Here is a 14,885-nt window from a genome sequence, read left to right on the forward strand (position 1 = left end):
TGCCCCGGCGCCGGCCGCCGACGGTGTGCAAAACATCACATGACCAGGCATTTGTCGCGCCGCGCGCGTCCTGGGTCCGGCACTCGCCGCGGAATTCCGTAAAGGAAGCCGGGCAGGCCGTAAAGAAGGCGTCAAGATCGCCGGAAGCCCTCTCCCACGGGTCGATGCTGACGAGGTCGCCGAGGGCCGGCGACCCGTTTACGTGTGGGAGAACCCATGTCTGTAGTGGTGTTCGTGGTGCTGACGGTGGCGATCTTCGCCCTGCTCGGCGTGATCCAGAAGAGCGTCGAGAAGGGTGTAGGGCGCTCATGAACTACGCCAACACCATCGGCCTGGTGCTGTGTCTGGTGATCGCACTGTTCCTGGTCGCCGCACTGCTCTTTCCGGAGCGGTTCTAGTGAGCCCCACCGCCGCGGGAATCGCGTTCCTGCTCTCCCTGATCGTCGCGCTCGCCGCGGTGCATGTGCCGTTGGGCGACTACATGTTCCGCGTATATGCGTCCGAAAAGCATTCGCGCGCTGAACGTCTCATCTACAAAGTGATCGGCGCTGACCCGGAGGCCGAGCAGAACTGGGGGGCCTACGCCCGCAGCGCCCTCGCCTTCTCGGCCGTCTCGCTGCTGTTCCTCTTCTTCTTCCAGCTGGTGCAGGGTGTCCTGCCGCTGCACCTGAACGATCCGGCCACCCCGATGACTGCCGACCTGGCGTGGAACACCGCCATCAGCTTCGTCACCAACACCAACTGGCAGGCCTACTCGGGTGAGACGACGCAGGGCCACCTGGTGCAGATGGCCGGTCTGTCGGTGCAGAACTTCGTGTCGGCAGCCGTCGGCATGGCCGTCGCGGTCGCACTCGTGCGCGGGTTCGCCCGCCGGCACGCCACCGAACTGGGCAACTTCTGGGTCGACCTCGTGCGCGGCACGATCCGAATCCTGTTGCCGCTGGCCGTCATTGCCGCGCTGATCCTCATCGCCGGCGGGGCCGTCCAGAACTTCCACCTGCATGACCAGGTCGCCGACACCCTCGCCGGTGCGCAGCAGACCCTCACCGGTGGTCCCGTGGCCAGCCAGGAAGTGATCAAGGAGCTGGGCACCAACGGTGGCGGTTTCTTCAACGCCAACTCGGCCCACCCGTTCGAGAACCCGACGGCCTGGACCGACTGGGTGGAGATCTTTCTGTTGCTGGTGATCTCGTTCTCGCTGCCGCGCACGTTCGGCCGGATGGTGGACAGCCGCAAGCAGGGCTACGCGATCGTCGCCGTCATGGCGGTCCTGGCAATCATCAGCGCCAGCCTCATGCTGGTGTTCCAGAGCCAGCACCACGGCACCGTGCCCACCGCCATCGGAGCGTCGATGGAGGGCGTGGAACAGCGCTTCGGCGTGGTCAATTCGGCGGTGTTCGCCAGCGCCACCACGCTGACCTCCACCGGTGCGGTGAACTCGTTCCACGACTCGTACACGTCCCTCGGCGGCCTGATGACGATGTTCAACATGCAGCTCGGTGAGGTCGCGCCAGGCGGTACCGGGTCGGGCCTGTACGGCATGCTGATCCTCGCGGTGATCACGGTGTTCGTGGCCGGCCTGATGGTCGGGCGCACGCCGGAATACCTGGGAAAAAAGATCACGCCTCGGGAGATCAAGCTGGCCGCAAGCTATTTCCTGGTCACGCCGCTGATCGTGTTGACCGGCACCGCTTTTGCCATGGCGCTGCCGGGTGAGCGCGCGGCGATGCTGAACTCGGGCCCGCACGGCCTGTCCGAAGTGCTGTACGCCTTCACGTCGGCCGCCAACAACAACGGCTCGGCGTTCGCAGGCTTGTCGGTCAATACGGTTTGGTACAACACGGCTTTGGGCCTGGCGATGATCATCGGCCGCTTCCTGCCGATGATCCTGGTGCTCGCCCTCGCCGGTTCACTGGCCAAACAGGGCAGCACACCCCCGTCGATCGGCACGCTGCCGACGCACCGTCCGCAGTTCGTCGGCATGGTCGCCGGCGTGACGCTGATCCTCGTCGCCCTGACCTTCCTGCCGGCGCTGGCGCTCGGCCCCCTTGCTGAAGGAATCCACTGATGTCCGATACCGCTGTAAAGGGCGGCCTGCTCGACCCGAAGATGCTGTGGAAGTCCATGCCGGACGCTCTGCGCAAGCTGGACCCCCGCACGCTGTGGCGCAACCCGGTGATGTTCATCGTCGAGGTCGGCGCCGTCTGGTCGACGGTCCTGGCCGTGCTGAACTCCAGCTGGTTCGCCTGGCTGATCGTGTTCTGGCTCTGGCTGACAGTCGTTTTCGCCAACCTCGCCGAAGCGGTCGCCGAGGGCCGCGGCAAGGCCCAGGCCGCCAGCCTGCGAAAGACCAAGTCCGACACCATGGCCCGCAAGCTGGTCGGCTGGGCGCCGGGCAGTGCCGGTACCGAAGAGGAGATCGCCGCTCCCCTGCTGCAGCAGGGCGACATCGTCGTCGTCGAGGCCGGGCAGGTCATCCCCGGTGACGGTGACGTCGCGGAAGGCATTGCCTCCGTGGATGAATCGGCGATCACCGGCGAATCGGCGCCCGTCATCCGGGAGTCCGGCGGCGACCGATCCGCTGTCACCGGCGGCACCACGGTGCTGTCCGACCGCATCGTCGTACAGATCACCCAGAAGCCGGGCGAGAGCTTCGTCGACCGCATGATCGCTCTGGTCGAGGGCGCCAACCGGCAGAAGACCCCCAACGAGATCGCGCTCAACATCCTGCTGGCCGCGCTGACGATCATCTTCGTGTTCGCCGTCGCGACGCTGCAGCCGCTGGCCATCTACTCGAAGGCCAACAACCCGGGCGTGCCCGACACCGAGGCGCTCGACGGCTTCGGCGTCACCGGCATCGTGATGGTCTCACTACTGGTCTGTTTGATTCCCACCACGATCGGCGCGCTGCTGTCGGCCATCGGCATCGCCGGCATGGACCGGCTGGTGCAGCGCAACGTGCTCGCCATGTCGGGCCGTGCCGTGGAAGCCGCCGGTGACGTCAACACCCTGCTGCTCGACAAGACCGGCACCATCACGCTCGGCAACCGGCAGGCCGCGGGCTTCATCCCGGTGCCCGGCGTCACCGACGACCAGCTCGCCGACGCGGCGCAGCTGTCGAGCCTCGCCGACGAGACACCTGAGGGCCGGTCAATCGTGGTGTATGCCAAGGAGGCTCACGGACTGCGGGCACGTACCCCGGGCGAGCTGACCGATGCCACGTGGGTCGAGTTCACCGCGCTGACCCGGATGTCCGGTGTCGATCTGCACGACGGCCAGAAGCTGCGCAAGGGCGCGGCCAATTCCGTCGCGGAGTGGATTCGGGGTCAGGGCGGCACCGTGCCCATCGAATTGGGCGACATCGTCGACGGCATCTCCGCAGCCGGTGGTACCCCGCTGGTGGTCGGGCGGGTCAACAACGACGGGGCCGGCAAGGCCGCTGAGGTCTTGGGCGTCATCCATCTCAAGGACGTCGTCAAGCAGGGTATGCGTGAGCGGTTCGACGAGATGCGCAAGATGGGCATCCGCACCGTGATGATCACCGGCGATAACCCGTTGACCGCCAAGGCGATTGCCGACGAGGCCGGGGTCGACGACTTCCTGGCCGAGGCCACGCCCGAGGACAAGCTGGCGCTGATCAAGAAGGAGCAGGCCGGCGGCAAGCTCGTCGCGATGACCGGCGACGGCACCAACGACGCCCCCGCGCTGGCGCAGGCCGACGTCGGCGTCGCGATGAACACCGGCACCTCGGCGGCCAAAGAGGCCGGCAACATGGTCGACCTCGACTCGGACCCGACCAAGCTCATCGAGATCGTCGAGATCGGCAAGCAGCTGCTCATCACCCGCGGCGCCTTGACCACGTTCTCCATCGCCAACGACATCGCGAAGTACTTCGCGATCATCCCGGCGATGTTCGTGGCCCTGTTCCCCGGCCTGGATCTGCTGAACATCATGCGGCTGCACAGCCCCCAGTCGGCGATCCTGTCGGCGGTGATCTTCAACGCCCTCGTCATCATCGCGCTGATCCCGCTGTCGCTGCGGGGTGTGAGGTACACGCCCAGCAGTGCGTCAAAGCTCTTGAGCCGCAACCTGTACGTCTATGGTCTGGGCGGCATCATCGCCCCGTTCATCGGCATCAAACTCATCGACCTGCTCATCCAGTTCATCCCGGGGATGTCTTAATCATGAACATCGGCAACCTGATTCGCGTACACAGCGCCGCGCTGCGCGCGCTGCTCGTCCTGACCGTCATCACCGGTCTGGCCTACCCGGTCCTCGTCTGGGCCATCGCCCAGCTGCCCGGACTCAAGGACAAGGCCGACGGCTCGCTCGTCACGGTCAATGGCAAGGTCGTCGGCAGCTCCCTGATCGGCCAGCTGTTCACCGATGCCAAAGGCAATGCGCTACCGCAGTATTTCCAGAGCCGTCCGTCCAACGCCGGCACCGGGTACGACCCGATGGCCAGCGGCGCGGGCAATCTCGGCCCCGAGAGCATCGTCGATGCGCCCAACAAGCCGAGCCTGCTGACCCAGGTGTGCACCCGCAGCTACGCCGTCGCCGACGCCGAGGGCTTGGATCACGCGGCCGGCGCCCGCCCGTTCTGCACCGCCGACGGTGTGGGTGCGGTGCTGTCGGTGATCGGCCCCCGGGACGCCACCGGCAACGTCAGCCACCCCACCCAGGTGGTCAGCGTCAACCAGCCGTGCGCCACCACCAAGGTGCCGTTCCTGGCGGCGTATGAGGGCGTGCGCGTCGAATGCGCCACGGACGGCGCAGATTACACCGCCGGGCAGATCGTCGCCATCCGCGGCGCCGCGCCCGCCGATCCGCAGGTGCCGGCCGACGCCGTCACCGCCAGCGGCAGCGGCCTGGATCCCGACATCTCGACCGACTACGCCGACCTGCAGGTGGACCGGGTCGCGAAAGCGCGGCACCTTTCCGCCGACCAGGTCCGGGCGCTGGTGCGCGACAACACCACCGGCCGCGCCCTGGGCTTCATGGGTGAGCCGCGGGTCAACGTCCTGCAGCTGAATCTCGCGTTGGACCAGAAGTACCCAGCCCGTATTGGATGATGGGAGACATGGGAACGCCGGACAAGCGGGGCGAGCTACGCATCTACCTGGGTGCGGCCCCCGGCGTGGGCAAGACCTTCTCGATGCTCGGCGAGGCGCACCGCCGTCTCGAACGCGGCACCGACGTCGTCGCCGCCGTGGTCGAGACGCACGGTCGCAAGAAGACGGCCGAGGCGATGGAGGGCATCGAACGGATCCCGCCGCGGTTCATCGACTACCGCGGCGGGACGTTCGCCGAACTGGATGTTCCCGCGGTGCTGGCCCGCCACCCCGAGGTGGTGCTGGTCGACGAACTGGCGCACAGCAATACGCCCGGCAGCAAGAACGCCAAACGCTGGCAGGACGTCGAAGAACTGCTCGCGGCCGGCATCACTGTCATCTCCACCGTGAACGTCCAGCACCTGGAAAGCCTCAACGACGTCGTCGCCCAGATCACCGGCATCGAGCAGCAGGAGACAGTGCCGGACTCCGTGGTCCGCAGTGCCGCCCAGATCGAACTGGTCGACATCACCCCGGAAGCCCTGCGCCGCAGGCTCTCCCACGGCAACGTGTATGCACCCGAACGCGTCGACGCGGCGCTGTCCAATTACTTCCGGCAGGGCAACCTGACCGCCCTGCGCGAACTGGCACTGCTGTGGCTGGCCGACCAGGTCGACGCCGCGCTCGCGAAATACCGTGCCGAGCACAATATTTCGGACACCTGGGAAGCGCGTGAACGTGTGGTCGTGGCGGTCACCGGCGGCCCAGAATCCGAGACCCTGGTACGGCGTGCGTCGCGCATCGCCTCCAAATCCAGCGCCGAACTGATGGTGGTGCACGTCGTCCGCGGCGACGGCCTGACGGGCGTGTCCGCCCCGCAGATGGGCAAGGTGCGTGAGCTGACGGCCAGCCTCGGCGCCACGCTGCACACCGTCGTCGGTGGCAGCGACGGTGACGTCCCCAGTGCCCTATTGGATTTCGCGCGCGAGATGAACGCCACCCAGTTGGTGCTCGGCACCTCGCGGCGGTCGCGGTGGGCCCGGCTCTTCGACGAGGGCATCGGCGCCAAGACCGTCCAGAACTCCGGCAAGATCGACGTGCACATGGTCACCCATGAGCAGTCCCGGCCCGGCTGGTCGTGGTCGACGGCGACCCGCGGGCAGCGGCACCTGGCGTCGTGGCTCGCCGCGATCGTCGTGCCCGCCGTCATCACCGCCGTCACCGCGCTGCTGGATCCGTTCCTGCACATCGGCGGCGAGAGCGCGGTGTTCTTCATCGGCGTGCTGGTCGTCGCGCTGCTCGGCGGTGTCGCCCCGGCGGCCTTGTCGGCCGTGCTGTCCGGGCTGCTGCTCAACTACTTCTTCGTCGCCCCGCGGTACAGCTTCACCATCGCCGACCCCGACAGCGCCCTGACGGTCGTGGTGCTGCTGGCCGTCGCGGTCGCCGTCGCCGCGCTGGTCGACGGTGCCGCCAAACGGTCCCGGGAAGCCCGGCATGCGTCGCAGGAGGCCGAGCTGCTGGCCCTGTTCGCCGGCAGCGTGCTGCGCGGCGCCGACCTGACCACACTGCTCGAGCGCGTCCGGGAGACGTACGCGCAGCGGGCCGTCAGCCTGTTGCACGAGGAGGACGGCATCGTCGCCTGCGTCGGCAAAGAACCCTGTGTGACAGTCGATTCCGCGGACACCGCCATCGAGGTCAGCGACGACCAATACTGGCTGCTGATGGCCGGCCGCAAGACCGAGGCCCGCGACCGCCGGGTGCTCGGCGCCGTCGCGCGGCAGGCGGCTGGGCTGGTGCGCCAGCGCGCCCTGGCCGAGGAAGCCGGCCGCGCCGAAGCCCTGGCCAAGGCCGACGAGCTACGCCGCTCCCTGCTGAGCGCCGTCAGCCACGACCTGCGCACCCCACTGGCCGCGGCCAAGGCGGCGGTGTCGAGCCTGCGCAGCGAGGACGTCGGATTCTCGCCCGAGGACACCGCCGCACTGCTGGCCACCATCGAGGAGTCGGTCGATCAGCTGACCGCGTTGGTGGGCAACCTGCTCGACTCGTCGCGACTGGCCGCCGGCGTGGTGAAACCGGAACTGCGGCGGGTGTACATGGAAGAGGTCGTGCAGCGGGCGCTGCTCGGAATCAGCCGCGGAGCAACCGGTTACGCGAACCGCGGGCTAGACCGGGTCAAGGTCGAAGTGGGCGACGCCGTCGCGCTGGCCGATGCGGGCCTGCTCGAGCGGGTGCTGGTCAACCTCATCGACAACGCGCTGCGGTACTCCGCGGGCAGCGTGGTGCGGGTGAATGCCGGGCAGGTCGGCGAGCGGGTGCTCATCACCATCGTCGACGAGGGGCCGGGCATCCCCCGCGGCACCGAAGAGCAATTGTTCGCGCCGTTCCAGCGCCTCGGTGACCACGACAACAGCACCGGTGTGGGACTTGGCCTTTCGGTGGCGCGCGGTTTTGTCGAAGCGATGGGCGGCACCATCTCTGCCACCGACACCCCCGGCGGCGGGCTGACGGTCGTGGTGGACCTGGCGGCCGCGGGAAAGGATCGGGTGTGACACGGGTTCTGGTCATCGACGACGAACCACAGATTCTGCGGGCCCTGCGCATCAACCTTTCGGTGCGCGGCTACGACGTCTCTGTCGCGGCCACGGGCGCCGAGGCGCTGAAGTCGGCCGCCGAACACAAGCCCGACGTGGTGATCCTCGACCTCGGCCTGCCGGACATGTCCGGCATCGACGTGCTGGCCGGGCTGCGCGGCTGGCTCACCGCGCCCGTCATCGTGCTGTCGGCGCGCACCGATTCGATGGACAAGGTCGAGGCCCTCGACGCGGGCGCCGACGACTACGTCACCAAACCGTTCGGCATGGACGAGTTCCTGGCCCGGCTGCGCGCCGCGGTGCGCCGTGGCGCGGCCGCGTCCGAGACCGACGAACCCGTCGTCGAGACCTCCTCATTCACGGTCGATCTGGCGGCCAAGCGGGTGACGCGCAGCGGCAACGAGGTACACCTGACGCCCACCGAGTGGGGCATGCTGGAGATGCTGGTGCGCAACCGCGGCAAACTCGTGGGCCGCGAGGAGCTGCTCAAAGAGGTGTGGGGGCCGGCCTATGCCAAGGAGACCCACTACCTACGGGTGTATCTCGCGCAGCTGCGCCGCAAGCTCGAGGTCGACCCGTCACACCCCAAGCACCTGCTGACCGAAGCCGGGATGGGGTATCGGTTCCAGGAGTAGGTCAGCGTTTCACCGCTTGCAGGGTGTAGGTCATCGGCATCCGGTCACGCCCGTGGGCGAGCACGTACTCCTCCGCGAAGTCGGGGCTGGGAATCATCGCCTCGCCCAACGGGTTCCATGGCACCTCGCGGTGTTCCTCCAGCGCGGTGACGGTAAGTCCGGCCGCGGTGAGGGCGGTGAAGATCTCCCCGAGACCGTGATTGAAGCTGACCGACTCGGGCGCGCTGAGGACACCCGTGCCCGCGTAGCTTTCGTGTTCGACGAAAACCGTTCCCGGCGTTTCGAAGTAGGGATATTCCAGCACCAGCAGACCGTCCGGCCGCGGATCGCACATCGCCCACAACACCGGGTGGCCCTCACGCATGAACAGCCGACCGCCTGGCCTCAGCAGCTCGGCGACGATGACCGCCCACCGGCGGATGTCGGGTAACCAGCAGATGGCACCGATGCCGGTATAGACCACGTCGCAGCACGCCGCACCGAGCGCCCGGACCGCCCCGTCCACATCTGATTCGACGAAGCGCACGTCGGCATCGGCCCGACGGCTCAGGGCGCGGCCCGCGTCGAGTGCAGCGGGTGAGAAGTCAAGGCCGGTGACCGACCGGGCTCCGAGCCGAGCCAGCGATACCGTGTCGGTCCCGATGTGGCATTGCAGGTGCACCACGTCGCTGCCGTCCAGCCGCCCGAGCCGCGGCAGGTCGTAACGCACTACGGCCGAAAGGTATTCGGGGTCGTCGAAGGCCGCCAGATCGTAGCCATCGGGCGCCGTGTGCAGGGGTACGCGCGCCTCCCAATTCGCCAGGTTCATGCTGCGCCAGTCGTCGATCACGGCTTCATCCTCACAATTCGACACGCACAGTTCGACTGATTTTTATTCGGCACACGGTCGACCACTCGCGCTCTCCATGACGCGAACGACGACACCCTGAATTGCGCGACCCGAACCCAACGCAGGAGAGCCCGCAGTTCATCCCCGATGCTTAGTTGCCCTACGTATGCGGTACGTCACACCGCGCGGCGGAATCGCAGCTCCCCCGTTCGGCTTATACCAGGCAACTGGTACTTCCAAGGGACGGGGAAAACAACATGAGCGCCATTCGTAACGCGGCCGGCAAGGTGGCACTGACCGCCGTGGCCGCCTTCACGATCATCGCCGGCGCCATCGCCGGCCCGGTCGCCACGGCCAACGCCGCCGACGACTCCTGTGCCAACGTCGAAGTGGTCTTCGCCCGCGGCACTTTCGAAAGCCCTGGCGTCGGTGCCACCGGCCAAGCCTTCGTCGACGCACTGAACGCCCGGATGCCCGGACGCAACATCGACGCCTACGGCGTGAACTACCCGGCCTCTCTGGACTTCGGCGCAGCCGCCGACGGCGTCGCCGACGCCACCAACCGCATCGAGTCCATCGCCGCCTCGTGCCCCGCCACCAAGATCGTCATCGGTGGTTACTCGCAGGGCGCGGCCGTCGCCGGCTACAGCACGATGAGCAGCGTCCCCGCCGGATTCGTCCTGCCCGCCGGCATCTCCGGCCCGATGCCCGCCTCGGTCGCCTCGCACGTCGCCGCCGTCGTCCTGTTCGGCACCCCGAGCCCGTTCGTGCTGAGCGTCGCCGACCGCAGCGCCCCCGCCATCAACATCGGCAGCGCCTACGCCGGCAAGACCATCCAGCTGTGCGCCCCCGGCGACCCGATCTGCGGTGGCGGCATGGACCGTTCGGCCCACAGCGCCTACAAGTTCAACGGCATGGCCAACCAGGCCGCGGACTTCGTCGCCCGCCAGCTGGGTGCGCCCGCTGCTCCGGCCGCGCCGATGGTCCAGGCGTCGGACGACACAGCCAACTGAATCACCCCCCTGCCGACGGCCGGAAGTCAGTCTCACGAGGACTGGTTCCGGCCGTCGGTCTGTCATGACACCGTTCGGGCTCCTCTGCGACCTTCACTCCGCCCCGTGATCGAACTATGGTGAGGTAGTCATATCTCGATAAGCCGAGACAATCAGGGGTGATCAGTAATGAAGGTTTCCACCAAGAACGTGTCGACCTGTGGCTGTCAGTGCAACGCCTGCCGCGACGGACACCACTGCCACAACCGCCCGAACTGCAAGGTCTAGCCAGAAATCTCGACCGCCGACCGTGGGGGTTGGCGAGGGATTTTCTGCGATTTTCCGCGTGAACCCCCACGCTCGAGGTCAGACCGACAGCGCGATGCCGTCCAGGATGTCGTGCTCGCTGACCACCAATTCCGTGATCCCCGCCCGCTGACCGAATTCGCGGGCCAATTCCTCGACGACGACCGATCCGCCACCGATCACCGGAACCCGGCCCGGGTGCATGGGGCCGAGTTCGGCGCGTTGCGCCCGCGGCATCGCGATCAGCTCGTCGCACACCTTGACCACATCCGGAATTCCGATGCGGGACAGATGAATCACCTCGGAGTCGTACTCCGGTAGCCCCAGCGCCAGGGCGGCAACCGTGGTGAACGTGCCGGCCACACCGACCCACGTCCGGGCACCCTCAATGGGCACGACGCTCAAAGCCTCGGCCAGCTTCTCGCGCACCACGGCACGCGCGGCCGCGACCTCATCGGCAGTGGGCGGGTCGGTCTGCAGGCAGCGCTCGGTGAGTCGGACGCAGCCGATGTTGGCCGAGAAGCTCGCGACCACATCCGCAACCGCGGCACCGGAACCGCCGAGCACCACCTCGGTCGAGCCGCCACCCAGGTCGACGACAACGAAAGGCCCTGTGGCCGGGTCCAATTCGCCGACGGCGCCGCGAAACGACAACGCGGCTTCCTCGGTCCCGGTGATGACTTCCGCGACGGCACCCGGCATCACGCGGCCCAGTTGCCTTGCCGTCATGGCGAAGAACTCGTCGCGGTTGCCGGCGTCGCGGGCCGCAGAGGTCGCGACCATCCGCACCTTGGACACGTCGTGCGCGAGCATCACCTCGACGTAGTCGGCCAACGCAGCTTCGGTCCGGGCGAGCGCGGCGGGCGCGAATTCGCCTGTGGCGTCGACACCTTCACCGAGGGTGACGATCCGCATCTCGCGGTGCACGTCCTGCAACCGGCCGTCGACGACGTCCGCGATGAGAAGTCTGACGGAATTGGTGCCACAGTCCACCGCGGCGACCCGCCGCACGCCGTCAACAGCAGCGACGCGCGAACTCACACCCACACCTTCGGATCCAGAATTCCGGCCATCGCCGGTTCAACTGCCAACAACGCCAATGCCTCGTCACCGAAGGGGTTGAGGCCCGGGCCTTTTGCGAGCGAATGCGCCATCACGACGTGCAGGCACTTGACCCGGTCGGGCATCCCGCCGCCGGAGAACGTCGTGCCCAGCGACTCGATGGCGTCCCGCTCGGCCAGGAACGACTCGTGCGCGCGCCGATACGCCGCCGCCAGCTCCTCGGAGGCCTGCAGCCGTTCGGTCATCTCGCGCATGAGACCCGACGACTCGAGCCGGCTGGCCGCGGCCGTCAGCGCCGGATGGGTCAGGTAATACAAAGTGGGAAAAGGGGTTCCGTCGGGCAGTCGCGGCGCGGTCTTCACCACACCGGGCTCGCCGTTGGGGCAGCGGTAGGCGATCTCCAGGACACCACGCGGCTCCCGCCCCAGCTGGGCCGCAACGGCTTCGAGATCAGCAGCGTCAACCACCGGGCGGCGCCTGAGGTGCGGGCAGATCGGTCGGAGGCACGTCACCATCGGGGGTGACCCCGTCGGGACCGGGCGCGACGACGGCAGGCGCCGGCGTGAGCCCGTGCGGCTGATCGGCGATGGTGTGCCACAGCGCGGTGTACCAGGGCTGGTTGCTCTTGGCGGTGGGCGACGGCGCGGGCGCGACGGGGGTCGTGACGGCGCCGGGAGGCAGTTGCACCTGATACGGGATGTCACCCGGCATCACGAAGCCCAACCGCTCACGAGCCTGCGCGGCGATGTACACCGGGTCGGCCAGCTTCACCTTCTGCTGCTCCAAATTGGCTATCTGCGAACGTAATTGGGACTCGGCGGTGGCCAGCTGCTGCATCTCGGTGCGCTGCGCGAAGAACGTCCGCACCGGCCCGGCGATGGTCAGGGTCAGCACGCACACCACGACGGCGAGGATCGCCGCGCGCCGCGCCGCCGACCCCAGCCGCTGCTCGGCATGGTGCTCGACCGACTCCGCATAGGCCTGCCGGATGGGCTCGGTGACCGGAGCCGGCAGGTTCTCCGGAACGCGCCGCGGCTCCGCCTTGGGGCGGTTACCCGCCTTGGCCGCCGACGTGCCGGCCCCGGCACGCCCCCGCTTCGCCTCGCCGGGTTTGGCGGGGCGAGAGGCGGGGGAACGCCGTTTGGGATCGGGCATGTCGGTAGGTCAGACCCGCGAAACTACTTGGCTTCCAACGCGAAACGCGGGAACGCCAGGTCGCCGGCGTAGCGCGCGGCGTCACCCAGGGTCTCCTCGATGCGGAGCAGCTGGTTGTACTTGGCGACGCGCTCGCTGCGGGCCGGGGCACCGGTCTTGATCTGGCCACAGCTGCACGCGACGGCCAGGTCGGCGATGGTGGTGTCCTCGGTCTCGCCACTGCGGTGGCTCATCATCGACTTGTAGCCCGCGGCGTGCGCCAGGGCCACGGCGTCCAGGGTCTCGGTGAGCGTGCCGATCTGGTTCACCTTCACCAGCAGCGCGTTGGCGGCACCCTTCTCGATGCCCTCCTCCAGCCGCTCCGGGTTGGTGACGAACAGGTCGTCGCCGACGAGCTGGACGCGGTCACCGATGGCGTTGGTCAGCGCGACCCAGCCGTCCCAGTCGTCCTCCGACAGCGGGTCCTCGATGGACACCAGCGGGAACGCATCGAGCAGCGAGGCGTAGAACTCGGCCATCTGCTCGGCGGTGCGGGTCTGCTTCTCGAAGGCGTAACCCGTTCCGTCGGTGTAGAACTCGGTGGCCGCGACGTCGAGGGCCAGCGCCACGTCGCTGCCCAGCTTGAGGCCGGTGGCGTCGATGGCGGTGCTGATCAGCTCGAGCGCGGCATGGGTGCCGGCGACGTCGGGCGCGAAACCGCCCTCGTCACCGAGGCCCGTCGCCAGACCCTGCTTCTTGAGCACCGACTTGAGCGAGTGGTAGACCTCGGCGCCCCAGCGCAGCGATTCCTTGAAGGTGGGGGCACCGATCGGGGCGACCATGAACTCCTGGACGTCGACACCGGTGTCGGCGTGCGCGCCACCGTTGAGGATGTTCATCATCGGCACCGGCAGGATGTGGGCGTTCGGGCCGCCGATGTACCGGAACAGCGGCAGGCCGGCCGAGTCGGCAGCGGCCTTGGCCACGGCCAGCGAGACGCCGAGGATGGCGTTGGCGCCGAGGCGCGACTTGTCCGGCGTGCCATCCAGGTCCAGCAGCGCCTGGTCGATGATGCGCTGGTCGTCGGCGGCCTGGCCGATGACGGCGGGAGCGATCTCGTCGAGCACGGCCTCGACGGCCTTCTCGACACCCTTGCCGAGGTAACGCGCGCCGCCGTCGCGCAGTTCGACAGCCTCGTGCTCACCGGTCGACGCACCCGACGGCACCGCCGCGCGAGCGAAGGTTCCATCGGTCAGAGCGACCTCGACCTCGACCGTCGGATTTCCCCGAGAGTCGAGAATCTCGCGGGCTCCGACCTGTTCGATGATTGGCACTTGGGTCTCCCTCTGGCGTCACGGACTCGTGCGAACGCCCATCAGCCTAAACGGTGCCCGTAGTAGAAGTGCGGCAGCTACCGGTACCTATCGCAACCTATCGCTGGTGCCCGTTGGCATACGCCGTCGCCCAGTCCCGCACGGCGCGCGCGTAGTCGTCGGACAGGTTGTAGGCGTGCAGCGCGTCCATCCAGCCGTGCGGGCTGGACAGATCCTTGCCGCGGTAGCAGAGATAACCCGCCGCCGACAGCGCCGCGTCGTCGATGTTGTCGGGGCTGGCGAACCCGGTGTTGTTTGCGTCGACGCCGTACAACCGCCACGTGTCCGGGATGAACTGCATGGGCCCCATGGCGCGGTCGACGGCGTCGTCGCTGTCCATGCTGCCGGAGTCGGAGTCCGGAATCCGCAGGTTGTTCATGGTGCCGTCGAGTGGCACGCCGCGGATCGGGGGCGTGACGTCACCGTTCGGGGCGATGGTCGCGCCGCGGTAGGTGCCGTGGTGGCTCTCGACCATCCCGATGCCCGCGAGCGTCGTCCACGCGATGTGGCACTTGGGGTTCTCGACCTCGGCCACGCGCGCGGCGTACCCGTAGGCCTCCAGTGCCATGACCGGAATGCCCAGCGGCGGTGCCAGATGCTCGGCCCAGTCACGCAGCTGGTCCGCGCCCCGACCCTTCACATGGGTATTGATCGGAGGCACCGCAGGCCCCGGCGGCGGCGGCACTCCGCGCAGGTAGCCGGGCTGAAACGAGCAGCTCGAGGCCATCAGGAGCGCCGTCGCGAGGACAACAGCGCTCGCCCGCAGCCAACGCGCTCGCAACACCGGTACTCCCCTATACCCAGAGATTGTCGACGGATTCGTCGCCCGTCATCGTCGCATGCCGAGCTGAGTGCACCCCGAAGCGCAAGCTTTCCGGCACGAAGGTACGACGGCCACCCATCCGCTGATAA

At 68.0% G+C, this 14,885-nt stretch carries 14 protein-coding genes; 8 read left to right on the forward strand and 6 right to left on the reverse strand.

What is annotated here, in order from left to right; translation table 11 throughout:
• Positions 1 to 216: 216 nt before the first annotated feature.
• From ACJH7A_RS12155 to ACJH7A_RS12185, 7 genes are read left to right on the forward strand one after another with little or no spacing between them, the layout of a single operon-like run.
• The gene (locus ACJH7A_RS12155) at positions 217 to 312 is read left to right on the forward strand and encodes a potassium-transporting ATPase (protein ID WP_318986701.1); all 96 of its coding nucleotides are present in this window, start codon (positions 217 to 219) and stop codon (positions 310 to 312) included.
• On the forward strand, positions 309 to 398 hold the full coding sequence (locus ACJH7A_RS12160) for a potassium-transporting ATPase subunit F (RefSeq protein ID WP_406802038.1): 90 nt from the start codon (positions 309 to 311) through the stop codon (positions 396 to 398). The genes ACJH7A_RS12155 and ACJH7A_RS12160 overlap by 4 nt, the downstream gene beginning before the upstream one ends.
• Positions 398 to 2,068, forward strand: a complete 1,671-nt coding sequence (gene kdpA, locus ACJH7A_RS12165) for a potassium-transporting ATPase subunit KdpA (protein ID WP_406802039.1) — start codon at positions 398 to 400, stop codon at positions 2,066 to 2,068. Before ACJH7A_RS12160 ends, kdpA begins: the two co-directional genes overlap by 1 nt.
• Positions 2,068 to 4,182, forward strand: a complete 2,115-nt coding sequence (kdpB, locus tag ACJH7A_RS12170; protein WP_406802040.1) for a potassium-transporting ATPase subunit KdpB — start codon at positions 2,068 to 2,070, stop codon at positions 4,180 to 4,182. The genes kdpA and kdpB overlap by 1 nt, the downstream gene beginning before the upstream one ends.
• A gap of 2 nt (positions 4,183 to 4,184) precedes the next feature.
• Positions 4,185 to 5,072: a potassium-transporting ATPase subunit C gene (locus ACJH7A_RS12175; protein ID WP_318986704.1), complete on the forward strand. Its 888-nt coding sequence runs from the start codon at positions 4,185 to 4,187 to the stop codon at positions 5,070 to 5,072.
• Positions 5,072 to 7,600 (forward strand): DUF4118 domain-containing protein, encoded by a 2,529-nt coding sequence (locus tag ACJH7A_RS12180; RefSeq protein ID WP_406802041.1) that lies wholly within the window; start codon positions 5,072 to 5,074, stop codon positions 7,598 to 7,600. The genes ACJH7A_RS12175 and ACJH7A_RS12180 overlap by 1 nt, the downstream gene beginning before the upstream one ends.
• Positions 7,597 to 8,277 (forward strand): response regulator, encoded by a 681-nt coding sequence (locus tag ACJH7A_RS12185; RefSeq protein WP_020099121.1) that lies wholly within the window; start codon positions 7,597 to 7,599, stop codon positions 8,275 to 8,277. The genes ACJH7A_RS12180 and ACJH7A_RS12185 overlap by 4 nt, the downstream gene beginning before the upstream one ends.
• Before the next feature lies 1 nt (position 8,278).
• Here ACJH7A_RS12185 and ACJH7A_RS12190 read toward each other — a convergent pair whose 3' ends face one another.
• On the reverse strand, positions 8,279 to 9,106 hold the full coding sequence (locus tag ACJH7A_RS12190; protein ID WP_406802042.1) for a class I SAM-dependent methyltransferase: 828 nt from the start codon (positions 9,104 to 9,106) through the stop codon (positions 8,279 to 8,281).
• 257 nt (positions 9,107 to 9,363) lie between these two features.
• Here ACJH7A_RS12190 and ACJH7A_RS12195 point away from each other — a divergent pair, with 257 nt between their 5' ends.
• Positions 9,364 to 10,119, forward strand: coding sequence for a cutinase family protein (locus ACJH7A_RS12195; protein ID WP_318986707.1), 756 nt, complete (start codon positions 9,364 to 9,366; stop codon positions 10,117 to 10,119).
• A gap of 345 nt (positions 10,120 to 10,464) precedes the next feature.
• Here ACJH7A_RS12195 and ACJH7A_RS12200 read toward each other — a convergent pair whose 3' ends face one another.
• The 5 genes from ACJH7A_RS12200 to ACJH7A_RS12220 form a co-directional block, all read right to left on the reverse strand.
• Positions 10,465 to 11,445, reverse strand: coding sequence for a Ppx/GppA phosphatase family protein (locus ACJH7A_RS12200; protein ID WP_318986708.1), 981 nt, complete (start codon positions 11,443 to 11,445; stop codon positions 10,465 to 10,467).
• Complete coding sequence (locus ACJH7A_RS12205; RefSeq protein ID WP_020099117.1) at positions 11,442 to 11,933, reverse strand: DUF501 domain-containing protein; 492 nt, start codon at positions 11,931 to 11,933, stop codon at positions 11,442 to 11,444. Before ACJH7A_RS12205 ends, ACJH7A_RS12200 begins: the two co-directional genes overlap by 4 nt.
• Positions 11,926 to 12,621: a septum formation initiator family protein gene (locus ACJH7A_RS12210; protein WP_318986709.1), complete on the reverse strand. Its 696-nt coding sequence runs from the start codon at positions 12,619 to 12,621 to the stop codon at positions 11,926 to 11,928. The genes ACJH7A_RS12205 and ACJH7A_RS12210 overlap by 8 nt, the downstream gene beginning before the upstream one ends.
• A gap of 23 nt (positions 12,622 to 12,644) precedes the next feature.
• The gene (eno, locus tag ACJH7A_RS12215; RefSeq protein ID WP_318986710.1) at positions 12,645 to 13,934 is read right to left on the reverse strand and encodes a phosphopyruvate hydratase; all 1,290 of its coding nucleotides are present in this window, start codon (positions 13,932 to 13,934) and stop codon (positions 12,645 to 12,647) included.
• 97 nt (positions 13,935 to 14,031) lie between these two features.
• A complete protein-coding gene (locus ACJH7A_RS12220; RefSeq protein ID WP_318986711.1) occupies positions 14,032 to 14,757 on the reverse strand; it encodes a lytic murein transglycosylase in 726 nt (241 codons plus the stop codon).
• Between the last annotated feature and the right edge of the window lie 128 nt (positions 14,758 to 14,885).

The organism is Mycobacterium sp. SMC-17, assembly GCF_045310915.1.
Classification (GTDB): domain Bacteria; phylum Actinomycetota; class Actinomycetes; order Mycobacteriales; family Mycobacteriaceae; genus Mycobacterium.